The sequence below is a fragment of the SAR324 cluster bacterium genome, from assembly GCA_029245725.1.
Classification (GTDB): Bacteria; SAR324; SAR324; order SAR324; family NAC60-12; genus JCVI-SCAAA005.
Map to the genome: position 1 here is coordinate 16,214 of JAQWOT010000034.1, position 26,451 is coordinate 42,664.

Consider the following 26,451-nt stretch of genomic DNA (forward strand, 5'->3'; position numbering starts at 1 on the left):
TAGAAAATAGATTTAAGGAATTGCGGTACCAGGGGCTTCTGCAGAGAGTCCCTTCGAACCAGCTTGGTTGAAAGCGGCTACTCGGTAGTAGTACGTTGTCCCCGGTGTCAGGCCAGTATGAACATAAGGGTTGGTCACAACATCCTTAATTGTTTGAACTGTGATGCTGGTATTAGGGTCACCCTCTGCGTCTGTTATCTCTTTCAAATTCTCTGTGATTTCTTGAGTATTCCAGTAAATCCTATAGCTGCTCGCATTACTGACTGTACTCCAAGTGAGGGTGATCTGTTGAGAACCAGCGACGGCCTCCAGGTTGCCTGGAACAGCGGGGGGCATCTTTTCTTTGTAGGAAATCGTACCCTCATCCCCACAGCTGAAGAGCAAAGGCGAGAAGAGCAAGGCAGCTAGGATTCTAGTGGACATGAAGCCTCTAGTAGTATTGAAGTTCCGGAATTTATGATGAGATGTGATCAAAAGTTACATTCTTGTAGCACAGAGATTTCTGATGTGCAAAGCACAATCCGAGATTCAATAGGAGGGGTGAGCAAAACCTAAAATGACAAAAGATCCTGCTGAAGCAACCATGCCGATCTCCGTCCTCACTTGCCCTCAATGTCAGGTGTCATTCGTAGAGCAGATTCCTCCAGACCAGTGACTCCAGCGGATTCGTTGCCGTGCCTGCAACCAGGACCTTATCACTCCTTCGGGTCAATGCTGCGTATTTTGTGCCCACGGCTCGGTCGGTTGTGGCGTCAGTTGTGAGGCCATCCCCTCCTCAGATTGAATCGTTTCGAGCAGATTCCTGACTCACCCACATTCTTGCACCGAGACATTTTTTAAGCTCACTTGTCGATGGATGTAAAATCTATTGGGATGGGTCTTCCCCAGTTTTTTTGAAATCTGGAACAAAATTTTGTGCAGATGTAGGAAACGGGTTAGTTGGCACCTCCTTTGTAAGCCACAGATGAGATCAGTATTCGGATTCAAGAATAGGGTCGTGGACCCCCACTATGCCTGTCGGGAGAGAGTTTGTGATGAAAGGTGCTTGGAAATCAATCTGTTTGGCCATGGGCCTCTTGACGTTGGTTCCACAACTGTCACAGGCTCGTTTGAACGAATCATTGACCCAATGCCGTAGCCGCTACGGAGAGCCCAAACAGCTACTGGCAAATGCTGCGGGTCAGATCGTGGGAGGCGTCTTTGAAAGCCGAGACATTCGGATTGTCGTAGATCTCAACCGCGAACGCATGGTAACCGGAATTGAATACGAGATCCCCGCTTATTTTTTGCCAGGGGACCGGAAAGAATTTGTAGACCGGCTCGGTGAAATCTACAGGTTACCAAAGAGCCAGGAATTGCAACCACCAACTCCCTTTGCCTCATCCGCTTTTTTCAGTACGGTCAAGGGAAGAGAATACTTGGTGTTCAACGAGGACGTTCGCAACCAATTTGATTGCGCAGTCCAAGCTAAATTTTGCAATTACCAGCGCATCGTGGAACAGATTACGGCTTGTGAGCAGAACTTGGCTTCCACAGAGGCTAAGTACCGCCAGTTGACACAGACCAGTCGAGTACCGGTGGTTCAGGATCCTGTTACTCCGATTAATCCGCACCATGCTATCAGTCCTGATCTGAAGACGATCTATTTTCTGGAAGAGGACTTAACTACCGGAAGAGAGCGTCATCGCTTTGAGCCTCTGGATCCTCAAGCAGAGCTCAGCAAGGGACAGGTAGCCCTCCAGCAATGCCAAGACTTCACTACTCGCTACGTTCGAATCATTGAATCTGCTGCACCCGGCTTTGATAATTTCTAAGTAATTTTTCTAAAAACACTCCGATTTTCTCCTCTCCGAAAGCAACTTGTCAGACAAAGTGACTTGTGATTGCCAGTCACCAGAACTCTGTCATAATGAATGTTTGAGTTTGTAAGCAGTGGTCCCCCTCCTCCCGTTATTTTTCTTGTCCAATCGAAAGCACGTGTGAATCCTTCCCAATTAAGTGGCCTTGTCTGGCTGAAACGTCGTCTTGGCTTGCACGAAGAGGCTGAACGTAAGTACTGGGGCTTGCTGCTACCCTTGTTCCTGCTGACTCTTTTCTCATGGATCGACCACATGATCACAGTTCCGTTGAGCGCAGAGATTTCTGCAGCAACGGGACTTTCTCCAGTTCGTAGCGGTCTGCTGGTTTCTGTCTATCCTGCAGCGGCAGCGGTCTCAGCTTTTATTTTTGCTCCCTGGTCAGACCGATTGGGGCGCAAGCAACTACTGCTCTACCTAGGATCTGGTTTTGTGATCTCCACCTTTGGCTGTGCCCTCGCTCAAGGTGTGGAGAGCTTCTTTCTGTTCCGTGTTCTTTCAGGAGCTTTTGCTGGACCGATCATGCCGAATTGCCTAGCGTATGCGGGAGATGCGTTGCAAGGAAATCGAAGAAACCGAGCACTAACAAACATCATGCTGGGATTCACGCTGGCTTCGATCCTCGGTGTGCCTGTTGGAGCTGCCTTGGCAGAATGGGTCTCCTGGCGCTGGACATTCGGTGTGATTGGGCTGGGTGGTTTGCTCTCCTTGCTCTGGTTGACCAGCATTCCATCAATCACCACCGGTGCTGAACAGATTACGATCCGTCGTCAGTACCTCCAGATGTTTGGTCTCTGGAAACGTCAGGAAGTGCGTTGGGTGTTTGCCATGCAGTTCTTCATGCTGATCGGGCTGTTTGGTTTCATTCCGCATATGAGCATTTGGTTAACAACTAACTATGGACTCTCTGCTTCGGCAATTGGTCTTTTCTACATGCAGGGGGGAATTGGCAGTCTGATCGGAAACCAGCTTGCTGGTTGGCTGTTGCAGCGAGGATTGCGTTTTAGTCTGATCGGGATCGGTTCTGTCTTGATGGGGACCGTGCTGATGCTTTCCACTCAAGATCTACTACCAGGGCCGTGGATGGGTGCCATGTTCTTTGGCATCATGCTCGGTGGGTCCATGCGGATGCCTGGCCTGCAAACCATCCTGATTGAACTGACAGGCAAGGAAATCCGAGGGCGTCTGATGGCGATGAGTATGATCGTGTCCAATATGACGATGGGACTCGGAGGTTTTTGGAGTACAGGTTTGCTCTCCATGGAGAATGGCTATCTGCTGGGGATGGATCGGGTCGGGCTGGTTTCGATGTTGACCTTGCTGGTTGTTTTACCCCTGATCTGGTTGATTCAGCGACAGCAGCGTAGTACGCCACAGCCCACAATTTGAATCTTGTATGCTGCTGTGTGACAAATCATTTCGATTGCCCTGCTTGGGGATCTCCCTAAAGCACCATTCCGCTTGCCTCTCCAACAAACTGAGCCTAGTTTGGTCGCCTTTCTTGAATTCTGGATTTGTGCGTTAATAAAACACTCAAGAGTGATGTTCAAGAGTGAGCAGTGGGGCGCTCCGAGTAATCCAGAAAATGTTCCTCTGTGTAGACATGGATTATGACTAGTAAACAATCAGCGTTGGTTCTAGCCTCAGGTGGATTCAACGGTAAGCTTGCCAAAACAGCTTTTGGCCTGATTCGTAGTAGTGAACGCTTTCAGATCGTGGGAGTCCTTGATCCAGAAAAGGCAGGACTAGAAGCAGGACAAATTGTCGATGGAAAAGACCGTGGAATAGGAATTTATGCCAGTGTTGCTGACGCATATGCCCAAGCTCAAACGACACCAGAAGTGGCCATTATTGGAGTGGCGATTGCGGGTGGAAAGCTCGATGACGATCTCAGGGTTGCTGTGACTGATGCCCTGCATCAGGGTTTGAAGATTGTCAACGGTTTGCATAGTTGGCTTGCAGAAGATCCAGAGATGGTAGCCCTGGCACAGTATCATGGAGGAAGTCTGTTCGACTTGCGGAAGCCACGCCCACGGGAGCAGTTGAGCTTCTGGTGTGGGGAAATCCTCGATGTCAAGGCACCTCGTGTGGTGGTGATGGGGACCGACTGTGCCTTGGGGAAGCGCACCACAGCCCGCTGGTTACGAGATGCCTGTCAGGCAGAAGGCATAAAGACCGAATTGATCTACACCGGACAAACTGGCTGGATGCAGTCGGCCCATGACTATGGATTTATTCTGGATGCAACGCCCAATGACTTCGTCAGTGGTGAACTGGAAAGTGCCATCGTGCGCTGTGATCGTGAGCTTGTGCCTCAATTGATTCTGATTGAAGGACAATCCGCTCTACGCAATCCAAGTGGCCCTTGTGGAGCAGAGTTTCTCTCATCAGCCCAAGCCAAGGGAGTGATCCTGCAGCATGCTCCGGCTCGTGAACTTTACAAAACCACAGATCGGCCCTGGCCCATGGCCGACATTGCTGATGACATCAAGATCATTCAACTCTATGGATCCGAGGTGCTTGCTGTGACCCTCAACGGAGAGGGGATTGCGATGGAAGATCGGGAGGGTGTTCGGGTGCAATTGGAACAGTGCCTGGGGTTGCCGGTTTTTCTACCATTGGAGCAGGGCGTGTCCAATATTCTACCACTACTGCGTGACTTCGTTGCTCGGGAGGCCCAACCATGAAACTAACATCCTGCCGTGTTTTTCAAGAACACATTCTTTTGACTCAGCCCTTCACGATCTCCTATCACACGACAGAAGCGATTACACTTCACTTTGTTGAATGGCAAACGGACACAGGTCACCATGGTTGGGGTTCAGCCAGCCCAGGGCCCCAAGTGACAGGAGAAACGAATGAGGTCTGCAACGCAGCTCTTCAGGCTATGAGTGCTTTTCAAGGGGAAGACGTCCGTCATCTACCCCGTTTGCTGCGCCAACTGGAGATAGAGTTTCCCAAAGCTCCTGCAGCTCGAGCTGCTGCTGATATGGCTTTCCATGATCTGCTGGCTCGTCGACTGGATCTGCCCTTGACAGATATGCTGGGCCGTTGTCATGCGGCTTTGCCAACTTCGGTGACCTTGGGCCTGCGTTCCTTAGATGAAACGCTCGCTGAAGCAAAAGAGAAAGTTTCTCAGGGCTTTAGTGTCCTCAAAGTTAAGTTGGGTCAGAATTCTGAAGCAGATTTGGAACTGTTACGGCGACTGAGAGAAGAACTTCCTCAAGACATCCTCCTGAGAGTCGATCCAAATCAAGGCTATGATCTGCAAGCTTTACGGACCATCCTGACTAAATTTGATGAGTTGCGGCTGGAGTTTGTGGAGCAGCCAATGCCTGTTTCACAAACAGAGAAGCTAAGGTCACTACCAGCAGCACAGCGCCAGCACTTGGTGTTGGATGAAAGCCTGCAAAGCCCTGGGGATGCACTGCGTTACGGGTTTCAAGATCCACTTTGTGGAGGCTTTAATATCAAGCTGATGAAATGTGGTGGCTTAGGGCCTGCGCGTCAGATTGCCAACCTGTCTGAACAGACGGGTTGTACGCTGATGTGGGGATGTAATGACGAGAGTCGACTTAGTTTAGCAGCGGCTCTGCACCAAGCCTTGGCCTGCCCAACTACACGATATCTGGATCTGGATGGTGATCTTGATCTTGTTCGTGATCCAGCCCAAGGCGGCTATACCATTGAAAAGGGCATCATGATTCCTCTTGATCAGCCAGGGCTTGGAATCACGGTGCCATGAGGGATGCCTCCCTAGTGGTTCAACGGTGTTCAACAAAAAGGAATGCTTCCTGCTGTAAGTGGATTGTTCCCAGTGCTTGAACTGAGAACATTACAATTTCTTTGACGGAGGATTGGGCCGTCGGGGAAATGATCCTGATTCTGTGACAATCAGGATCCGGGAGTTCTACCGTGCTTGGCGGTCGGTGGAACTCCCATGCTTCCGCGCGCTGCTGCGAGACGTGTCCTCCCTCCTCTCAACTCATTTTGCTGAAGAAAACGCAGAACAGTTCATCATCTGAATCTTTTGTAAATTCCCTTGGTTTCCATTTTACAACTCTACAAAATGCGCTGGATTCTCCGCCCTCTGAGTCTTGATCTTCGTGGACTAGCTGTGCTCCGTGTATTGTTGGGTGTTTTGGTGATGTTGGATGCGTTGATTCGTAGCAGCGACTTGATTGCCCACTATGGAGATTCAGGGGTTCTACCCCGATATGTCCTGCTAACCGAATTCAGTAATCCCTACCATTTCTCTCTGCTATTTCTTAGTGGACAACCGCTGTGGGTTGGACTTTGCCTTCTGGTATATGGATGCGCTGGCCTGGCATTAGCCCTTGGTTGGCGTACTTGGTGGAGCACCCTAGTGGCTTGGGTGCTGATGTTGTCACTCCATAATCGAAATCCAGTCATCCTCAATGCTGGAGATGTCTATTTCAGAGTTTTGCTTTGCTGGAGTCTCTTTCTGCCATTAGCAGCTCGCTACTCACTTGATCGAGCCCGGAGTTTGGCAGGTTTCAAACCTGCTGCAAACCTGAGTGAACAGGAGATTCTGACAGGAGGTTCGGTTGGTTTGGTTTTGCAGGTGGTGCTGATGTATGTCTGTACAGCAGCACTCAAGACCTCAACAGAATGGTGGCCAGAGGGGACAGCGGTTTGGTATGCGATCACCTGGGAGCAATTTACTACACCACTGGGAGACCGGCTTCAAAATTTTCCTGAGTTACTGAAATGGCTGACGTGGGGAGTCTATGGAGTGGAGTGGGTTGCGCCGTTACTGCTGCTCTGGCCATTTTGGCATGTTTGGATGCGGACCATCGGTGTACTTTTACTCATTTCACTTCATCTGGGTCTGATCCTGACGATGGAGTTGGGTTTCTTCCCTTGGATCTGCATTGCGGTACTGCTTAGTTTGTTTCCCAAGGAAATCTGGGACTGGCTATCTTCCAGGAATTGGCTGCGCCAGGTTCCTGGCGAAAACCTGATCCTTTATTACGATCAGGACTGTGGTTTTTGCCGACGAATGGTTGGAGTGTTGCGCGAATTTGTTCTGTTTGGCAGAGCCGAAATTCGGCCGATTCAAGCCGATCCTGTGGTGCATGCGCTTTTCGATAATGAAGCTCCCAGCAGTTGGGTTGTGCAGCAGGGAGAACACTATGTGTTTGCTGGTGAGGGACTCTGGCTGGTGTTACGGCAATCTCCTTGGTCCGCATGGTCAACCCGTTTTTTGTCTGAAGTGAAAACCTTGGCTTCACTCGAGAGTCTGTATGCTTGGGTCGTACGCCATCGACCTCAGCTAGGTCGTTTGACTGCTTGGATCGGTTCGCGTCCATTTCCACCCAAAGCGGTTCCGAACCAAGACCTTTCAACGGTGGCCTTGGTCTTGGTCGTTTTGGTTGTGGGTTACAATCTGCGCTACAGCTTTTTCAAGGAAGTTCCTTTACCCTCATCGGTCAAGACGTTGTTTGCGGCGTTACGGTTGGATCAATACTGGAACATGTTTTCTCCTCAGCCTAGTAAAGATGATGGTTGGTTTGTGATGGAAGGAGAACTTCGTGACGGAATGCCCATTGATGTGTACCGACTGCAACTCGGAGAGGTCTCCTTTGAAAAACCAGATGATCCCTCTGCTTATTATCCAAATCAGCGCTGGCGTAAGTACCTGATGAATCTTTGGCTTAAAAAATACAAAGACTACCGTCTCCACTATGGCCGCTATCTCTGTCGTCAATGGAATAGCGGAGAAACGGAACGGGAGCGCAAGTTAACCGCCTTTCGGATCCACTTCATGCTGGAAAGACCAGGACTCCCCGGTCAGCCTGCAAAACCAACAGAGAAACGAACCATTTGGCGACACGAGTGCTTCAAAAAAGAAGGCTGAAGCACATTCTTGAAGTTATCAGTGAAGCTGTTGATGGAGAGCCCAGGCAAGCAGAAAACCCCTCACAGTCCAGGCTAGGGTACGAATCCAGTTTGTTTGTAACAATAGTTGTTGGGCATAGGAGTCGTAGCACTCTGAGAGACGCAGGTGCTGTGGAACCTGCAACCAAAATGTGGAAGCCCAAATGAGCACAAGCAGTCCCAGCGAGGTTCCCAATAGTGTCGATGACAAGCCAGTAGGAGGTGACCACCAGAGCAGTATTGCAGAAAACAACTCCAGCAACATGGGGCCAATCACCACCCAAGCCGTTCGGTGAGTATTCTGACGTTCATAGGCAGGAAAGACTTCAGCGGGGATGTTTGCAAAGAAAGGATAGTGAACAACTTGGATCAGCCAGATCAAGCCAACCATATACCAGGTCACAATCAGATTCAGCAGGAGCCAGGTCATCAATCTTCCTTATGGGTTTGATGGAATTTACTGGACATTCTTAGCCAGACAACTATATTGGTTAGTTTTTCTGATTTTTATTGGAGTATCCAAAATGAAAGTGCTTGCATCCCTCAAGTCAGCAAAGCAGCGTCATAAAGACTGTCAGATCGTTCGTCGACGTGGAAAGATTTTTGTGATCTGCAAGAGCAATCCTCGCTTCAAAGCACGCCAGAAGTGAGCTCGCTGAGCCCCACTCAACTGGGGGCTCGTTCTTTCTTCGCTAGTCCTTCCTCAGATTCGTTTCAAAACGGACCGTCCACTTTCCCGTTGATAAATTGCTGTAAAATTGGGTTCGAGTTTTCCCGAATTTCCTTCGGACTCCCTTCCGCAATGATTTTGCCCTGATAGAGCATCGCTAACTTGTCAGCAACCCGCATGGAGTTGGGAATGTGATGGGAAATGGAAATGCAGGTTTTGCCAAAGTTATCACGCATTTCCACCATTAAGTTGCCGACCGCCGTGGTTGTGATTGGGTCTAGACCGGATTCTGGTTCATCAAAGATCATAATCTTAGGCTCCATCATCAGCGCTCGCGCCACTCCTACACGCTTTTTCATTCCTCCAGAGAGTTCGGCGGGCATTTTGTCTTCCACATCGTAGAGACCTAGTCGATTGAGTGTAGAAGTGACTCTCTCAGCAATATCACTTTCCTTGAGCTGCTTTTGGTGTTCACGCAGAGCAAAGGCAACGTTTTCGAAGACATTCATCGAATCAAAGAGTGCGGAATACTGAAAGCACATTCCTGTTTTCTTGAGCACTTCTACGCGCTGCTGCTTGCTCATCTCCAAGACATTGGCCTCATCGACAATGATCTCTCCTAAGTCCGGAATAATGAAACCAAGGATCAACTTGACGATGGTGGATTTCCCATGGCCAGAACCCCCCATGATGACGGTAATCTTGTTGGCAGGAATTTTTAGGGAGAGATTGTCGATGACCTTATTACTACCGAAGGCCTTGGTGACTTGGATTAATTCAATCATGTCTCTCAGAAAGTGTAGAAGATCTGGCTGTAAATTTTTTCAGCAAAGTTTTCGGTCAGTTCCTGTATGCCGCGGCTGAGTCGCTGACCACTAAGGTCAGCACTGCTACTGCTATCGTTGCTGCTGGTAGAGACCTCAACTCTGAGATTTGAAACTTCCCAAAGCTGTTTGTTGGTCCGTTGATCCTCAAGAATAGCGCTTCCCACAAGGGTCAGCTGCTGAGCAACAGCCAAGGCTTCTGGCTCGTCCAAGTTCAGTCTGGTCAACTGAGCCAATCGCACTCGCAGCAGTAGATCACTACGTTCACTTCCACCACGAAGTCGAACAGCCGAATTACTGCGCAAACGGCTGCTGAGAGACTGCATCACGAAAGTTTCCAGATCTGATTCAAAGGTTTGATTTTCAATGGGCGCAATGCTCAGGGTCGCAGCTTCTGCTGGAAGGGGAGGATTGCCACCCTCAAACGTATACTGGCAACCAATGAGCAGCAACAGAAAACATGAACAGACAAATTTCTGGAGAGTTGAGTTGACTCTAAAAATTTTATTCACAGTAACAACTAAGGTCAGAGAGTCGGGGATAGCCCAAATTGTAAGCAGGGACGGGTCGTTTTTCGATTGCGTCTTCAATGGGCATTCGTTAAAAAATGAGGTTTTGAACTTTCCCCCATCCGTGTTCGCCAGACCGGTTTTCGTTCGGTCCACCGCAAAAGAGGTAGAGTGTTTTCTCCTGAAACGCAACAACAGGTTGACTGTCTTCTTTCCCGCTATCCGATTCGTCGTAACGCTCTCTTGCCTCTCCTGCATCTGGCTCAGAAAGAAAATCAAGGCTGGTTGGATAGCAAGTGGGTAAATCATGTAGCAGAACTGTGTGAGGTTTCGCCCACCCATGTGGAGGGAGTAGCGACTTTCTACACAATGTTTCGCTTTCGACCGCCGGGCAAGTATCATCTGCAAGTTTGCACCTGTGTGCCCTGCTGTCTGGTAGGAGGTCCAGAAATTCTGGAGCATCTTGAGCACAAATTAGGCATTCATACCGGTCATACCACGAAAGATGGTCTCTTCAGCATTGAGGAGATGGAGTGCATCGGAGCCTGTGCCTATGCGCCGGCAATGATTGTCAACGAGGACTATATAGAGCAGTTGACCCCTGAAAAAATCGATCAACTGCTGGACAGTCTCGCTACTACCCCGCAAGAGCAGGAAACACATGCTTGAGGAAACGCTCGTTCTCTTCCGTAACATCCGCACCCCCGGATATGATGGTACTTTAGACAGCTACCGCAAAGCCGGTGGTTACCAGTCTTTGCCAAAAGCCTTGACGATGCAACCTGAAGAGGTAATTGCCCTAGTCAAGGAAGCGGGTTTGCGCGGCCGGGGTGGGGCGGGATTCCCCACAGGCCTCAAGTGGAGCTTTATGGCCAAAAACACAGGCAAGCACAGTTACTTGGTCTGCAATGCAGATGAGTCCGAACCAGGGACCTGCAAAGATCGGGAATTGATGCTCAAGGATCCACATCTTTTCCTTGAAGGGATGATGATCGGTTGCTATGCCTTGGGTTGTCATCATGGCTACATCTACGTCCGAGGGGAGTATTTCCCAGCGATCAAGAGCTTGAACAAAGCGCTTGATGACTGCTATCGAGAAGGAATCCTTGGCCCAAAATTGTTGGGTGGAGACTATGCGCTGGATCTGACAGTGCACACTGGAGCGGGTGCCTATATTTGTGGTGAAGAATCAGCCCTGTTGGATTCACTCGAGGGCAAACGTGGCCATCCCCGTGTTAAACCACCATTTCCTGCAGTTGCTGGGTTCAATAGTTGTCCAACGAGTGTGAATAACGTTGAGACCCTGACCAATGTCACTGCTATATTGGAAATGGGGGCTGATGCCTACAAGAATTTGGGCAGTCCGAATAATGCAGGAACTCACTTGGTAAGCTTAAGTGGGCATGTCAACCGACCTGGTGTATACGAAGTAGCAATGGGGGTTGGCTTGCGAGATATCATTCAAGAACTTGGAGGAGGAGTGCGTGGAGGAAAGCAACTCAAGGGAGTGATTCCCGGAGGTTCCTCTTCTCCGGTGCTACGAGCAGATGAAATAGATATTGCTTATGACTTTGATTCAGTTGGTAAGGCCGGATCGATGATGGGCTCTTCGGCAATCATGGTCTTTGACGAAGACGCAGACGTGGTCAAGTTGCTGCACCGCATCTCGCGCTTTTACAATCACGAATCCTGCGGTCAATGCACTCCCTGCCGTGAAGGGACTCACTGGGCCCGACAGTTGCTCCGAGATTTTCTGCAGAACAACGGTAGTGAGCGCAAACTCAACCGATTGCAAAGAGTTGGGCGCAACATGGGAGGGACCACACTCTGTGCACTCGGAGACGCTGCTTCAATGCCGATTGTCAGCTTCCTTAAGAAATTCCCCGATGATTTTCGACAGTACTACGCAACCGCTTCCTGAGAAAAAGTGATGGAAGTCTTTTACATTGATGATCAACCGGTTCCCTTTGAGAAGGGCGAGAAGATTCTCTCGGCAGCGCTGCGAGCTGGCTTGGAAATTCCTCATTTCTGTTACCATCCTGCGCTCTCAGTGGTGGCCACTTGCCGTATGTGTCTAGTCGATGTGACAGATCTTGGCAACGGACGCCCAGCACCAAAGTTGATGACATCCTGTTCGACCGATGCCATGCCAAACATGCGGATCTCCACCAAGAATGAAAAAGTTCAGGAAGGTCGAGAACTGGTAATGGAGTACCTGTTGGTGAACCATCCACTGGACTGCCCAATTTGTGACCAGTCTGGGGAATGTACTCTGCAGGATCATTCCTATGCTCATGGTACTGGGCACTCCGAGATGGAATACAACAAGCGAGTTTATGGCTGGCGTGACATTGGTACTTTTGTACAGCTGGAGCGCAATCGTTGTATTCATTGTTCCCGCTGTGACCGCTTCACTCGTGAGATCACAGGAACAGACGAGTTTGGAATGTTTAATCGGGGGCATGAGCTAACGCTGGATACATTCTCAGATCGTGCGATGACGAATCACTTCCAGGGCAACATGGCTGACATTTGTCCAGTGGGCGCAATCACTGAGAAGGAGTTTCGATTCAAGCGAAGAGCCTGGAAACTACGTAAAGTTCCGTCGGTCTGTACTGGGTGCTCCACGGGTTGCAACATCACGATTGAACATGATCGCAACGAGGTACTTCGTCTGAAGCCCCGTGAGAATCAAGATGTCAACCAGTGGTGGATGTGTGATGAGGGTCGATTGACCTACCAACAAATGAATGAACGAGAGCAACGTCTTGCCAAACCGATGGGGCGGGTCAAAGGGAAGCTGTTACAGGTGACATGGCAGCAACTCTACGATGCTGTAGCCGACCGACTAGAAGCCTTGAACCCAAATGGGGAGCAGGTTGTCGCCTTTGTTGATACCCACTCCACCTTGGAAGAGATGTTCTTGCTGCGCCGCTTGCTCCAAGAAGTTTTCTCTTCTGATCAAGTCTTTTATTCACAGCAGGATTGGACGCAGCCAGAATCAGAATTTTTCATCGAAACAATGATCACTACGGACAAGGCTCCTAATCAGGCTGGAGCTCGATTACTGGGGCTCAAGGGATCCCAGGAGCACGATATCATTAGTGTAATGAAATCGGCCAAGTTGTTACTGGTCCTTGGCAACCCCTTCATTAATGAGCAATCACTGCTGGATTTGGCAGGAACAACAGAGTTGATGGTTCACATTGCTTCTCGTCAAAGCGAGTGGACTGATCGAGCAGATGCAATCTTCCCCGGGCAAAATTATGCTGAAAAAGAAGGAAGCTTCCTGAATAAACAGGGGTATTGGCAGCGTTTCTGGCCAGCTTTGCGGCCTTCCCGTCATGTTCGTCCTGAATGGCAAATTCTCAGCGAACTGCTACACATGGGAACAGCCACTCCAGTTCAGCAGACCCTTCAGTTCAGCCAGGTTTTCCAACAGATGACCTCTATTGAACACAAGTTGTTTGGGAACTTGGCCTTGGAAAAATTAGGAGAGAGTGGAATTTCTCTGGCAGATCTGTGTCAGCAATCAGATACCCTGGCTCAAACCGCTTGATCCTCTAACTTGAACCATCAGTATGATTCTCTTCTACTTATTTGCCCTGCTGAGCATACTTGGAGCACTTGGGGTTCTTTTTCTGCGCAACCCCATTCACGGTGCAATGAGTCTCGTGGGTAGCTTTTTTTCGCTGGCTGCAGTGTATGTGATGATGCAGGCTGAGTTTGTAGCTGTTATTCAGGTGCTGGTCTATGCCGGCGCCATCATGGTTTTGTTCCTTTTCGTACTGATGTTGTTGAGTTTACGGGACGAAGGACCCTCATTCATTCGTTGGTCTGTCGGCAAGGTGTTGGCTGTCGTGATTGCCTTTGGCATCTGGGCTCAATTAGCCTTGGTGCTCGGTCAGCATGATCCAGAGGCTCTGGTTCCACCGCTTGTGTCTTCTGGTGAAGAAGTCGATTCGATCAAGTTAATTGGGCAGTTGCTGTTTACGGAATACCTACTGCCCTTCGAGGCAATTTCCTTACTGTTGTTGGTCGCGGTGATCGGAGCAGTCGTGATTGCTAAGCGCCGTTATCCCGGATCATCCTCATGATGCAAATTCCACTGGGTCATATTCTGGTCCTAAGTTCACTGCTCTTCTCCATTGGGGTGCTGGGGGTCTTGCTGCGGCGTAATGCGATCGTGATCTTCATGAGCATTGAGTTGATGCTGAATGCGGTCAACCTCTCATTTGTTGGCTTTGCCCAATCAATGAATTCGCTCAATGGTGTGATGTTCATCTTCTTTATCATTGTTGTTGCAGCTGCAGAAGCAGTGGTTGGTCTCTCCATTATTCTGTCTCTCTACCGTTCACGCAGAACGCTCAACATCGATGAATTCAACCTATTGCGCTGGTAGCGTTCAACCAAGGCAATTTTTTCTCTGTCTCAAGGCCTCATGGCAACGCAACTCTGGCTGATTCCTCTCTTCCCGCTGTTGGGTTTTGTCCTCAATCTGTTGCTGGGTCGTACTCTAGGCCGAACCTTCACAACCTTGGTTGGACCACTGGCTGTACTGGCTGCATTGGGTCAATCTGTCTGGGCTTGTATTGCCCTGTGGAGTGGGAGTGCAGCAACAATTCAAGAGACGCTCTGGCGTTGGATTCACATTGGTGATTTGCAACTGGAGGTAGGCTTTCAAGTCGATCCTCTGACAGCTTTGTTCTTGCTGATCATCACAGGGATTGGATTCCTGATTCATGTCTACTCTGTCGGATACATGGCGGATGAGGAGCACTACGGACGATTCTTTGCCTTTTTGAATCTGTTCGTGTTCTTCATGCTAGTGTTGGTCTTAGCGGACAACCTGTTGCTGATGTTTGTTGGCTGGGAGGGAGTTGGCCTGTGCTCGTATTTGCTGATTGGCTTCTACCACGAAAAGATCTCTGCCGGAGAAGCAGCAAAGAAGGCCTTCCTTTTCAATCGAGTTGGTGACTTTGGGGTGCTCTCAGCAGTGATGATGCTCGTTGTCTATCTTGGTACTCTGCGCTTTGATGAAATCAATGCACAGGCCGGAGCCTTGGGCGAAGGTGGTTTGAGTGTTACCCTGATCACCTTACTGCTTTTCCTAGGAGCAACGGGTAAGTCGGCTCAGGTTCCTCTCTATGTTTGGTTGCCAGATGCGATGGAAGGCCCAACACCAGTTTCGGCTCTGATCCACGCAGCCACTATGGTCACAGCTGGATTGTACCTTGTAGCCAAACTGAGTTTCCTGTTCATCTTGGCACCTTTTACTCTTACAATCATTGCTGTGCTAGGGACCGTGACAGCTTTCTTAGGAGCGACGGTTGCCCTGACCCAGACCGATATCAAGAAGGTACTCGCCTACTCAACTGTTAGTCAGCTCGGCTATATGTTTCTGGCAATGGGTGTTGGGGCGTTTGGAGCTGGAATTTTCCATGTGCTGACCCATGCTTTTTTCAAGGCTTTGCTTTTCCTGGGAGCCGGTGCCGTTATTCATGCACTGCATCATGAACAAGATATGCGCCAGATGGGAGGGTTACGCCAGAGATTGCCCTGGACGTATGCAACAATGTTGATTGGTACTTTGGCCATCAGTGGCATTCCATTGTTCTCAGGGTTCTTTAGTAAAGATGAAATTCTCTGGAGTGCCTACAGTTCCCCATTTGGTAGTCCAGTACTCTGGCTCTTCGGTTTTCTCACCGCAGGTTTGACTAGCTTTTACATGTTCCGGATGATCTACCTGACTTTTCATGGCTCTTTCCGAGGAGCACATGAAGAGTCAATTCATGAACCTCCGATGAGTATGGTCTTGCCGCTTATCGTATTAGCGGTTCTGGCTGTGTTTGGGGGCTTTCTAGGTGTGCCGCACGCGCTACACTTCCTGCCAAACGGCATGGAAGCCTACTTCCACGGATCCTTTGCAGAGATCGAATTGCATGGCTCCGTGATTGAGGAATTGGGCCTGATGGTGATATCTGTGGTACTGGCGCTCATCGCTTGGGGACTTGCCAGTCGACGTTATCGCAACGGCTGGCCACGTGCCATTGATCCAGATTCTCTATTGGCGGGTGCAGAGAGTTTTTCCCTGCAGAACTGGAATGCAGATGCAGTCTACGCAACTATGGTTGTTCGGCCGTTCCACCATATCTCTCACAGTGTTCTTTGGAAGACCTTCGACCGTTACGCAATTGAAGGACTATTGCAGGGAGTTGCGAAGCTGCAACGAACTGGAGGATACTGGCTCCAGCAAATGCAAAACGGAAGTGTACAGCACTACGCCACCGTCTTTACTGTCAGTACCTTCCTATTGCTGCTATGGAGTCAACTCTGAAGAATAGAGTTGACTTCTCAAAAAGAATCAAAGATAAATAAAAGTTTACTTGCTAGCAGAACGGAAAACAAACCGTTACCCCCCACCAGTTCTTGCAGGTTCCTCAATCCTGCATTCTGCAACCAGTTCGCCCGTTAACAAGGAGGTCCAGCTGTGCAAAGCGCGGCCCGTGTCCAATTGTCTTCAACGCCTCCTCTATTCCATCGGACCCCATGCATAGTCTCTCCCAAATACAGCACCGACCTATCTACTCTGCTGGCCTGTGTTCCTTTTGCTGAAGTCACCTCTGTGACTCAGTCAACTCTTTAACCCAGGAAAAGCTTCATGTCTGTCACGCTGAGCAACCGACACCGTATCCGGCGTTCTTTTGGGCAGATCAATCCGCCCATTGAAATTCCAAATTTGCTGAAGATCCAACTGGATTCCTTCGAGCGTTTTCTACAGCGCAATGTTGCCCCTGAGCAACGAGACAAACGGCGCGGCCTCGAAGCGGTCTTCCGCTCGGTGTTCCCGATCTCTGACTACAGCAATTCTTCGACACTGGAATATGTCCAGTATCGTTTGGGCGAGCCCAAGCACACTGTGGAGGAGTGTCGGGTTCGGGGTGTGACCTATGCCTGTCCAATTCGGGTGGCTTTGCGCCTGATTGTCTGGGAGAAAGAAGAAGGTGCAGAGGAAGTTAAGCAGATCAGAGACATCAAGGAACAAGACATCTACCTAGGTGAAATTCCGCTGATGACCCCAACTGGATCCTTCATTATCAATGGGACAGAGCGTGTGATCGTCAGCCAAATGCACAAGAGTCCGGGGGTTTTCTTCGGACACGATAAAGGCAAAGGTCACTCAAGTGGTAAGTTGCTTTACAACGCTCGCTTGATTCCGCAGCGAGGCTCATGGTTAGACTTTGAATTTGATGCTAAGGATCTGCTCTATTCCCGCATCGACCGTCGCCGTAAGTTCCCTGCAACTGTGCTACTGCGAGCACTGGGCTACACTGACGAACAGCTACTGGAGTTGTTCTATCCCGCAGAGACTTTAGATCTCAGCGCCTGCGAAAACCTAGAAACTCCGGTTGAGGAACAAACCTTCTATCGTCTGGTTGACGAGCAGGTCACACTGGACCAAAAAGCAACACAGGACATTCTTAGTGAATCGGGTGAGGTTCTGGTTCGAGCGAACCAGCGTATTCATCGCCGCAACCTCAATCGGTTGATGAAAGCTGGAGTGAATCGATTGGAGACAAACTTCAACGAGATTCGTGGGCGGTTCCTAGCTCGTGATGTCTATGCTGATGATCAGAAAATTGCTGAATGCAACAGTATGGTAACCGGAGAGCTCATCAAACGTCTTCTGGAGAAGGACGTCCAGCAGGTTTCGCTGCTCTATATCTCACCACCAACTACAGCCGGTCCTAGCTTCCGAGATACTCTGGAACTGGATCGATCCATCTCTCCGGAGCAGTCACTGATTGAACTTTATAAGAAGATGAAGCCAGGAGACCCTCCGACTCTGGATGCAGCGCAAAATATGCTGCAGAATTTCTTCTTCAGCGAAGATCGCTACAGCCTTTCACCGGTTGGTCGACTCAAAATCAATGAGAAACTGAGAGTAGAAGAGCCTCTCGATAAGGTCGTCTTGACTCGCCAGGACATTCTGGAATCTGTGAAGTATCTATTGCTGCTTCGTGAAGGCAATGCCCGCACTTTAATTGATGACATTGACCACCTTGGTAACCGTCGGGTTCGCAGTGTTGGAGAATTGCTGGAGACCCAGTTCCGGATTGGACTGATCCGGATGGAGCGGACGATCAAGGAGCGAATGTCCCTGCAGGATGCCGAGACGATGATGTTGCACGATATTGTCAACGCTAAGCCAGTTGCCGGGGCCATTCACGAGTTCTTTGGTAGCAGTCAGCTATCGCAGTTCATGGACCAAACCAATCCTCTGTCGGAAATCACGCACAAGCGCCGACTCAGTGCACTGGGTCCAGGTGGTTTGACCCGTGAGCGTGCCGGTTTCGACGTGCGTGACGTGCACTCCTCCCACTACGGACGGATCTGCCCGATCGAAACACCAGAAGGGCCAAACATCGGGTTGATTGCATCTTTAGCCACCTATGCTCAGGTCAACTCCTATGGATTCCTGGAAACTCCTTATCGTAAAGTAGAGCAGGGTAAGATTACCGACAGCATTGAATACCTCTCAGCGACTGAGGAGGATCGCTACAAGATTGCCCAGGCAAATGCTGTGATTGATGAAGGGGGTAACTTGGTCAACGACTTTGTTACCGCCAGGGTTGGAAGTGAATTCAGTATGGTGCCCAAGGACCAGATTGACTACATCGATGTATCGCCGATCCAACTTGTGTCAGTAGCAGCTTCGCTGATTCCATTCCTCGAACATGATGATGCTAACCGAGCCCTGATGGGTTCGAACATGCAGCGTCAGGGAGTGCCGCTGGTAAAGCCTCAGGCTCCACTGGTTGGGACAGGTATGGAGCATCAAGGGGCACTGGACTCAGGGACCTGCACCATCGCAAGACGAACTGGTATTGTTGACAGTAGTGATGCTTCCCGCATCGTGATTCAAGCAGATGTGGATCTGTCAAGTGTCGATAGCATCGTGCCCAACAATGTCGATATCTATCACCTGATCAAATACCGACGTAGCAATCAAAACACCTGCATCAACCAGCGCCCACTCGTCAAGAAGGGTGATTACGTGAAAGCAGGTGACATCATTGCTGACGGAGCTTCCACAGAGAATGGTGAACTAGCACTAGGACAGAACATCCGGATCGCTTTCATGCCTTGGAATGGCTACAACTTTGAGGATTCCATTACTGTCTCACGGCGTTTATTGCACGAAGATGTCTACACTTCTGTGCATATTGATGTTCTCGATACGGTTGCTCGCGATACGAAGCTTGGCAAGGAGGAAATCACACGTGATATCCCCAACGTAAGCGAAGAGGCGCTGAGAAACCTGGATGAGAGTGGGATTATCCGAATCGGTACCTACGTTCGTCCAGGAGATATTCTAGTCGGCAAGGTCACTCCGAAGGGAGAAACCCAACTCAATCCTGAAGAAAAACTGCTTCGAGCAATTTTTGGTGAGAAGGCAGGTGATGTCCGAGATACCTCCTTGCGTGTGTCACAAAGTATGGAAGGTGTTGTCACGGATGTGATTGTCTTCAACCGTGAAGGTGTGGAACGAGATGAGCGGACGCGCCAGATTGAAAAGGACAGGCTGCGCCACTACGAGAAGGATCATCAGGATGAGGTTCGCATCATCCGCAAGAACTTGCTGGATCGAGTCTGCTCAATTGCCAGCGGACAAGCTCTAGGAGAAGATCTGCGCAACATGCAGGGTGAGGTTTTGGTTCCTGCAGGAACAGAACTCACTCGTGAAGCGATTGAGAAAGTTCCCTTTATGCGTGGAGCTATTGATGAGATGCAGATGGAAGACGCCTCAACCAACAACAAGGTTCAGACGCTGATCCACAATGCGTTGCAGCAGAAAGAAATGATGGACAACGTCTTTGAGGATCGTTGTGAAAAGTTGTCCAAGGGTGATGATCTGCCTCCGGGTGTGATTCGGATGGTCAAGGTCTATATTGCCACCAAGCGCAAGCTCTCTGTCGGTGACAAGATGGCTGGCCGGCACGGAAACAAGGGTGTTGTCTCCACAGTGCAGCCCATCGAAAACATGCCTTACATGGAAGATGGAACTTCAGTGGACATCGTACTCAACCCACTTGGGGTGCCATCCAGGATGAACATTGGCCAGGTCCTAGAGACACACCTAGGACGTGTGGCTTCAGGATTGGGTAGCAAAATCGAGGAAATGCTCGAGAAGCAGCAACCTGTCAAGAAGCTGCGTGAGTTCATCAATCAAATCTATGAGTCCAAAGTTGCTCAGGAGCACTTGGGAGCAATGAGTGATGATGACTTCCTCGAATTCATGAAGCGTTACAAATTAGGCGTTCATATGTCAACCCCCGTGTTTGATGGGGCGAAAGAGAATGATATTCAACGGATGGCTGATTTGGCGGAATTAAATCACTCTGGCCAAGTCTGGCTCCATGATGGATTAACCGGAGAGCGTTTCAGCCAGAAGGTAACAGTCGGTTATGCCTACATCATGAAGCTGCATCACTTGGTGGACGAGAAGATTCATGCTCGCTCAATTGGTCCATACTCACTGGTGACTCAGCAACCTCTGGGTGGTAAGGCGCAATTTGGTGGGCAGCGCTTTGGTGAGATGGAGGTCTGGGCCTTGGAAGCATATGGTGCAGCTCATACTCTGCAGGAATTGCTGACGGTCAAATCCGATGACGTCTATGGTCGTAACAAGATCTACGAAGCGATCGTCAAGGGACGTCACCAGGTTGAATCTGGCCTCCCTGAATCCTTCAAGGTTCTCATTAGCGAACTCAAGAGTCTTTGTCTGAATATCGAATTACTACAAGAAGTCGACTCAGACGAGGAAGAAGCAAATACGGAATCAGTCAGCCGCAGTGAGAAGGCTGCTGTCTCTGAAGAAATCTGAGCCGACCTGGTTTATCCGGTAATCGTAATCCCAACCCCCATCCGGAGGCAGAATGGCGTTTGGTAATATGTTTGAAATCGCGGAAGATCCCAAAAATTATTCCGCAGTCCGCATCAAGATCGCGACCAGTGAAGATGTGATTTCCTGGTCTTTTGGTGAAGTGAAGACCTCAGAGACCATCAACTACCGGACCTTCAAGCCGGAGCGTGATGGTTTGTTCTGTGGCAAGATCTTTGGTCCAATCCACGACTACGAGTGCATTTGCGGCAAGTACAAGCGGATGAAACACCGCGGTATCACCTGTGAAAAATGTGGAGTCGAGGTGATTGAGTCCAAGGTGCGCCGGGAGCGTATGGGCCACATCAAGCTGGCCACTCCTGTGTCTCACGTCTGGTTCCTTAAGGGTGTTCCCAGTCGAATTGCCACCTTGCTGGAAATGACACTACGGGACTTGGAGCGAGTCCTCTATTTTGATGCTTACATCGTCATGGACCCAGGTGGCTCGGAGATTGAGAAATTAAGCATCGTCGAAGAAGAACAAGCAATTGAGCTGAAGGATAAATTCCCAGAGTTGGAACTGGGAATGGGTGCAGAGTCAGTACGCATGCTGATGCGTGAAATGGATCTCGAGGAGTTGGACAATCAACTGCGCGAGGAACTCCGCTCCGTGAACTCGGAGACACGCCGCAAGCGCATTGCCAAGCGGCTGAATATTGTGAGTTCGCTACTGCATTCCGGTAACTCTGTGGATGCAATGATCGTTGATACTCTGCCGGTTCTTCCTCCAGAATTGCGACCATTGGTGCCACTGGAAGGTGGGCGGTTTGCGACAAGCGACCTCAATGATCTGTATCGTCGAGTGATTCATAGAAATAATCGCCTGAAGCGTCTGATCGAACTGCGTGCACCGAGCATTATCGTCAAAAATGAGAAGCGGATGCTTCAGGAATCAGTCGATGCGCTCTTTGACAATGGTCGTCGAGGACGTCCGATGGTTGGTTCCAACAAGCGTCCATTGAAATCCTTGAGTGACATGCTCAAGGGCAAGCAGGGCCGTTTCCGTCAGAACCTGCTTGGTAAGCGTGTTGACTACTCGGGCCGGACCGTAATTGTCGTAGGGCCGACCTTGAAGCTACATCAGTGTGGCCTGCCCAAGGTAATGGCGCGAGAGCTGTTTAAACCGTTTATTTTCCACAAGCTGATCGACTATCAGGAAATTCACACAATCAAGATGGCCAAGAAGAAGCTGGAGGAGAATAGTCCTCGGGTCTGGGCCATTCTGGAAGAAGCGGTCCGCGAGCATCCGGTACTGCTCAACCGCGCACCGACCCTCCACCGGCTAGGAATTCAGGCTTTTGAGCCAGTACTGATTGAAGGCAAGGCGATTCAACTGCACCCGTTAGTCTGTACGGCATTCAACGCAGACTTTGACGGAGACCAGATGGCGGTACACGTCCCGCTGTCTGTGGAAGCACAGTTGGAAGCCAAGATTCTAATGATGTCCACTAACAATGTCCTCTCTCCTTCAAACGGCAAACCGTTGATGACACCAACGCAGGACATGGTGCTTGGACTCTACTGGATTACGCGTGAGACAGAAGGTGTCCGAGGAGAGAACAAAATTTTCTCAAATCGGCAGGAAGTGGTCACAGCTTATGATCACGGTAAGGTTGACCTGCATGCCAAGATTCATGTGCGTCTGAATCCGGGTGAGGCCTTAGTAGAAACGACAGTTGGACGAGCCACCCTCTCATTGATTGTGCCGGAAGAAGTTCCCTACTCTGCGATCAATCGGCAGTTGAAGAAGAAGCAAATGGCCGAGTTGATTGACACGGCATATCGAACGGCTGGGAACATCAAGACTGTTCGCATGCTAGACGAAATGAAGAACTTAGGCTATCGCTTTGCGACCAGAGCCGGTTTCTCAATCAGCATGATGGACATGGTGATTCCTGAGGAAAAGCAGGATCTGCTCTCCCGTGCCCAATTGGAGATTAACCGAATCCATACTGAATATCAGGAAGGAGCGATCACTGATGGTGAACGCTACAATCAGGTCATCGATGTCTGGGCTAAGACGACAGAAAAAATCGCGGAGAAGATGCTAGGTGGTCTCTCAAAGGGAATGGTCGACACAGAGGATCAGACCGAGAAGGTCAACTCCATTTTCATGATGGCAGATTCAGGAGCCCGTGGTAGCAACCAGCAGATGAAACAGTTGGCGGGTATGCGTGGATTGATGGCGAAGCCTTCGGGTGAAATTATTGAGACACCGATCCTCGCAAACTTCCGGGAAGGCCTGAACGTCTTGGAATACTTCATTTCCACCCACGGTGCCCGCAAAGGATTGGCAGATACAGCCCTGAAGACAGCGAACTCAGGTTATTTGACCAGACGACTAGTGGATGTGGCGCAGGATACAGTCATCACTCAGCACGACTGTGGTACGTTGGATGGAATCGATATGACTGCCTTGATCGAGTCTGGTGAGATCATCGAAGGGCTCGGAGATCGTGTGCTTGGTCGTGTAGCTTTAGAAGACGTGATTGATCCGCTGGATGAGAACAACGTGATTGTCGAAGCTGGACAGGAACTCACGGAAGCTGAAGTCAAGCTGATCGAAGAGGCAGGTATTGAAAAAGTTCGTGTACGTTCAATTCTAACCTGTATTGCTGCTCATGGTGCTTGTCGGCTTTGTTATGGACGTGACTTGGCCCATGGTCATTTGGTCAACATGGGTGAATCTGTTGGGGTAATTGCTGCTCAAAGTATCGGTGAGCCAGGTACACAGTTGACAATGCGAACTTTCCACATTGGTGGAACTGCAAGTCGACGAGCAGAGCAGAACACTTGGGATGCACGCTTCAGCGGAATTCTTCGTTTCGAAGATCTCAAGGAAGTACGTGACAGAGACAACAACCTGATCGTCCTTGGGCGGCGTGGTGAAGCCGTTATCGTCGATCAGCAGGGTCGGGAAAAAGAGCGACGTCCTTTGCCTTTAGGGGCCAAGCTACGCAAAACTGCTGGGGATGAGGTGGCTCAAGGTGATACGATTGCTGAGTGGGATCCCTTCTCCATTCCGATCATCACGGATGTGAGTGGCTTCGTCAAATTTGTTGATCTGGAAGAAGGAGAGACCTTCAGGGAGCAGGTAGATGAAGTGACAAACCTGTCCCGTCGGGTGGTTAAAGAATCACCCAATCACGAGAAACGCCCAAGAATTCTGATCATGGATGCTGATGGCAATACTGTGATGAGAGACAACGAGACACAAGCAGAATTCTCCTTGCCAATCAAATCAGAATTGGCAGTAGAGCATGGACGTGAAGTCCATGCTGGAGAAACTCTTGCGAAGATTCCTCGTGAATTGGCGAAGAACAAAGATATCACTGGAGGACTACCACGAGTTGCCGAACTATTCGAAGCACGCGTCCCTAAGGATCAGGCGATCATCAGCGAGATTGATGGAATCGTGGAATACGGTGCTGACATGAAGAAAAAGCAGCGCCTGGTCATTCGTCCGGAAGATAGCAAGGGTGAGGAGAAAGAGTATCTGGTTCCTCGAGGACGTCACGTTACCGTGCATGTTGGCGAATTTGTGCGTGCTGGTGATCCATTGATTGACGGCTCTCCAAACCCACATGATATTCTTGCGGTCAAGGGAACCAAGGCTCTGCAGAATTACTTGGTGAACGAGGTGCAGCAAGTCTACCGACTGCAAGGGGTTACCATCAATGACAAGCACATTGAAGTAATTGTGCGCCAAATGCTGCGCCAGGTTTATGTTGAAGATGCAGGTGAATCGACCTTCCTGATTGGAGAAATCATCTCGAAGAATGAATTCAACAAACAGAATCAGAAGTTGTTGGAAGAAGGACGAGCGCCTGCCCGTTCCAAGCCGATCCTCCAAGGGATCACTAAGGCTTCTTTAAGTACGGATTCCTTCATTTCAGCAGCATCTTTCCAAGAGACAACCAAAGTCCTGACAGACGCTGCGCTCTCTGGGAAGCATGATCTCTTCCGTGGACTCAAGGAGAACGTGATCCTTGGCCGATTGATCCCTGCGGGTACCGGCTACAACATGTTCCGCAATATGGAATATGAAGTTGATGGTGAAATGGCTCAGACACCTCCTCAGGTTTCAGAAACTGCTCTTTAAGCTTGATCGGGCCGAATAGGCCTGATCCCTGACTTGTTACACTGGAGACTCTGCATGCAAGCCCAACTTCGGGAACAGTGCGCAAACACCATCCGGCTCTTGGCTGCAGATATGGTACAGTCCGCCAACAGCGGTCACCCCGGTGCACCGATGGGCTTGGCGGATATTACCCTGGCGTTATGGACGGAGTTTCTGCGCTATAATCCTGATCAGCCAGATTGGGTGAATCGAGATCGGTTTGTCCTTTCTGCAGGTCATGCCTCGGCTTTGCTTTACGTGATGCTGCACTTGGCTGGCTATGATTTGCCAATGGAGGAACTGAAGCGGTTTCGCCAGTGGGACAGTCGGACACCTGGACATCCAGAGTTTCGACTGACAGATGGTGTAGAATGCACAACGGGGCCACTGGGTGCAGGGTTTAGCAATGGAGTGGGGATGGCGTTAGCTGCCAAGATGCATGCTGCCCGCTACAACGATCAAGACTTCCCTCTTATCACAGCTAACATCTATGTCCTGTGTAGCGATGGAGACCTGCAGGAGGGTGTGTCTGCAGAATCTGCTGCCTTGGCAGGGCACTTGGGTCTGGGGAACCTGATTGTGATTTATGACAGCAATCAGATCACCATCGCGGGAAATGCCCGCTTAGCAATGAGTGAAAATGTTGGACAGCGCTTTGAAGCCTATGGATGGCACGTTCAGCACTGTAATGGACACGATCACGACCAAATTGTGCAGGCTGTCGAAGCTGCGCGAGTTGAGGGGAGTAAGCCTTCTCTAATTATTGCTAAAACTACAATCGGCAAAGGCTCTCCAAACAAGCAAGGGACGTCTGATATTCATGGGTCCCCACTGGGTGATGAAGAACTGGCTGCTACAAGAGAGGCATTTGGCTGGGAGCATAGTGAACAATTCTATGTGCCAGATGAGGTTCGAGAAGTTTTCGCTAACCGAAAGGCGAAAAACATTGAAGAATACGAGCACTGGCAGGAACTCTTTAGTCAGTGGCAATCCGCTCATCCAGAAAAAGCTAAAATCTGGAACCAACACTGGGAGCCTCCTTACGGCGAAGATCAATTACTCGAAGAATTGATTCCTGCAGTAGCTGACAGAGTAGATGCCACAAGGTCCCTTTCTGGGTTGGTGATTCAACAGGCAGCCAAGTTGCTTCCTGGTCTAGTTGGAGGTTCTGCAGATCTTGAACCCAGTACCAAGACACTAATTAAGAATGCTCAGAGCATTGTGCCAGCTTCCCTGGACAGTCAAGTGTTGCCAGATCCTTCCTTCTCTGGACGGAACATCCACTTTGGCATCCGTGAGCACGCGATGGGTTCCATAGTTAATGGAATTTCCCTGTTCGGAGGATTTCAGGTTTTCGGTTCTACCTTTCTGGTCTTCTCTGACTACATGCGCCCTTCACTACGCTTAGCAGCGCTCTCCAGAATTTCCTCGATTTTTGTGTTCACTCACGACTCGTACGCAGTTGGGGAAGATGGACCAACGCACCAACCAATTGAGCATGCTTGGGCACTGCGTTTGATTCCTGAATTAGAAGTTTGGCGTCCATCAGATGCGCTGGAGACTGCTGCAGCTTGGGCCTACGTGCTTGGCCGTGATCATGTTTTTACTCCTGCTGCAATCCTGCTG

Annotated in this window: 19 protein-coding genes; 15 read left to right on the forward strand and 4 right to left on the reverse strand. The window is 49.9% G+C overall.

All coding sequences use genetic code 11. The annotated features are described in order from the left end of the window. Window positions 1-12: 12 nt before the first annotated feature. Window positions 13-423 carry a fibronectin type III domain-containing protein gene (locus P8O70_01095; protein ID MDG2195479.1) on the reverse strand — a complete coding sequence of 137 codons (411 nt, stop codon included), beginning with the start codon at window positions 421-423 and terminating at the stop codon, window positions 13-15. Between the two features lie 587 nt (window positions 424-1,010). Here P8O70_01095 and P8O70_01100 point away from each other — a divergent pair. The 5 genes from P8O70_01100 (at window position 1,011) to P8O70_01120 (ending at window position 7,737) form a co-directional block, all read left to right on the forward strand. Next, a complete protein-coding gene (locus tag P8O70_01100) occupies window positions 1,011-1,814 on the forward strand; it encodes a hypothetical protein (GenBank protein ID MDG2195480.1) in 804 nt (267 codons plus the stop codon). A gap of 99 nt (window positions 1,815-1,913) precedes the next feature. Continuing rightward, entirely contained in the window at window positions 1,914-3,245 is a 1,332-nt protein-coding gene (locus P8O70_01105; GenBank protein ID MDG2195481.1) for an MFS transporter, read from the forward strand. Window positions 3,246-3,466: 221 nt separating this feature from the next. After that, window positions 3,467-4,543 (forward strand): DUF1611 domain-containing protein, encoded by a 1,077-nt coding sequence (locus tag P8O70_01110; GenBank protein MDG2195482.1) that lies wholly within the window; start codon window positions 3,467-3,469, stop codon window positions 4,541-4,543. Beyond that, a complete protein-coding gene (locus P8O70_01115) occupies window positions 4,540-5,601 on the forward strand; it encodes an enolase C-terminal domain-like protein (protein MDG2195483.1) in 1,062 nt (353 codons plus the stop codon). Before P8O70_01110 ends, P8O70_01115 begins: the two co-directional genes overlap by 4 nt. Window positions 5,602-5,898: 297 nt before the next feature. Then, the gene (locus P8O70_01120) at window positions 5,899-7,737 is read left to right on the forward strand and encodes a DCC1-like thiol-disulfide oxidoreductase family protein (protein MDG2195484.1); all 1,839 of its coding nucleotides are present in this window, start codon (window positions 5,899-5,901) and stop codon (window positions 7,735-7,737) included. Between the two features lie 18 nt (window positions 7,738-7,755). On the opposite strand, the gene P8O70_01125 is transcribed toward P8O70_01120, so the two are convergent. Continuing rightward, the gene (locus P8O70_01125) at window positions 7,756-8,187 is read right to left on the reverse strand and encodes a hypothetical protein (GenBank protein ID MDG2195485.1); all 432 of its coding nucleotides are present in this window, start codon (window positions 8,185-8,187) and stop codon (window positions 7,756-7,758) included. A gap of 94 nt (window positions 8,188-8,281) precedes the next feature. Here P8O70_01125 and ykgO point away from each other — a divergent pair, with 94 nt between their 5' ends. Continuing rightward, on the forward strand, window positions 8,282-8,407 hold the full coding sequence (gene ykgO, locus P8O70_01130) for a type B 50S ribosomal protein L36 (GenBank protein ID MDG2195486.1): 126 nt from the start codon (window positions 8,282-8,284) through the stop codon (window positions 8,405-8,407). A 64-nt stretch (window positions 8,408-8,471) separates the two neighbouring features. Here ykgO and P8O70_01135 read toward each other — a convergent pair whose 3' ends face one another. Together P8O70_01135 and lptE are read right to left on the reverse strand one after the other, a co-directional pair. Beyond that, entirely contained in the window at window positions 8,472-9,212 is a 741-nt protein-coding gene (locus P8O70_01135; protein ID MDG2195487.1) for an ATP-binding cassette domain-containing protein, read from the reverse strand. Between the two features lie 5 nt (window positions 9,213-9,217). Then, window positions 9,218-9,703, reverse strand: coding sequence for an LPS assembly lipoprotein LptE (gene lptE, locus P8O70_01140; protein ID MDG2195488.1), 486 nt, complete (start codon window positions 9,701-9,703; stop codon window positions 9,218-9,220). A gap of 228 nt (window positions 9,704-9,931) precedes the next feature. Here lptE and P8O70_01145 point away from each other — a divergent pair, with 228 nt between their 5' ends. The 9 genes from P8O70_01145 to P8O70_01185 all read left to right on the forward strand — a co-directional run. Further along, on the forward strand, window positions 9,932-10,429 hold the full coding sequence (locus P8O70_01145) for an NAD(P)H-dependent oxidoreductase subunit E (GenBank protein MDG2195489.1): 498 nt from the start codon (window positions 9,932-9,934) through the stop codon (window positions 10,427-10,429). Continuing rightward, entirely contained in the window at window positions 10,422-11,681 is a 1,260-nt protein-coding gene (gene nuoF / locus P8O70_01150; protein MDG2195490.1) for an NADH-quinone oxidoreductase subunit NuoF, read from the forward strand. Before P8O70_01145 ends, nuoF begins: the two co-directional genes overlap by 8 nt. Window positions 11,682-11,690: 9 nt before the next feature. Continuing rightward, a complete protein-coding gene (locus tag P8O70_01155) occupies window positions 11,691-13,319 on the forward strand; it encodes a molybdopterin-dependent oxidoreductase (GenBank protein ID MDG2195491.1) in 1,629 nt (542 codons plus the stop codon). Between the two features lie 22 nt (window positions 13,320-13,341). Continuing rightward, window positions 13,342-13,857, forward strand: coding sequence for an NADH-quinone oxidoreductase subunit J (locus P8O70_01160; protein ID MDG2195492.1), 516 nt, complete (start codon window positions 13,342-13,344; stop codon window positions 13,855-13,857). After that, window positions 13,857-14,162 carry an NADH-quinone oxidoreductase subunit NuoK gene (nuoK, locus tag P8O70_01165; GenBank protein MDG2195493.1) on the forward strand — a complete coding sequence of 102 codons (306 nt, stop codon included), beginning with the start codon at window positions 13,857-13,859 and terminating at the stop codon, window positions 14,160-14,162. Before P8O70_01160 ends, nuoK begins: the two co-directional genes overlap by 1 nt. Before the next feature lie 39 nt (window positions 14,163-14,201). Further along, the gene (nuoL, locus tag P8O70_01170; protein MDG2195494.1) at window positions 14,202-16,097 is read left to right on the forward strand and encodes an NADH-quinone oxidoreductase subunit L; all 1,896 of its coding nucleotides are present in this window, start codon (window positions 14,202-14,204) and stop codon (window positions 16,095-16,097) included. Window positions 16,098-16,421: 324 nt separating this feature from the next. Then, entirely contained in the window at window positions 16,422-20,648 is a 4,227-nt protein-coding gene (rpoB, locus tag P8O70_01175; GenBank protein ID MDG2195495.1) for a DNA-directed RNA polymerase subunit beta, read from the forward strand. A gap of 52 nt (window positions 20,649-20,700) precedes the next feature. Beyond that, window positions 20,701-24,807: a DNA-directed RNA polymerase subunit beta' gene (gene rpoC / locus P8O70_01180; GenBank protein ID MDG2195496.1), complete on the forward strand. Its 4,107-nt coding sequence runs from the start codon at window positions 20,701-20,703 to the stop codon at window positions 24,805-24,807. Between the two features lie 54 nt (window positions 24,808-24,861). After that, window positions 24,862-26,451, forward strand: a 1,590-nt coding sequence (locus P8O70_01185) for a transketolase (protein ID MDG2195497.1), incomplete at its 3' end; no start/stop codon positions are given.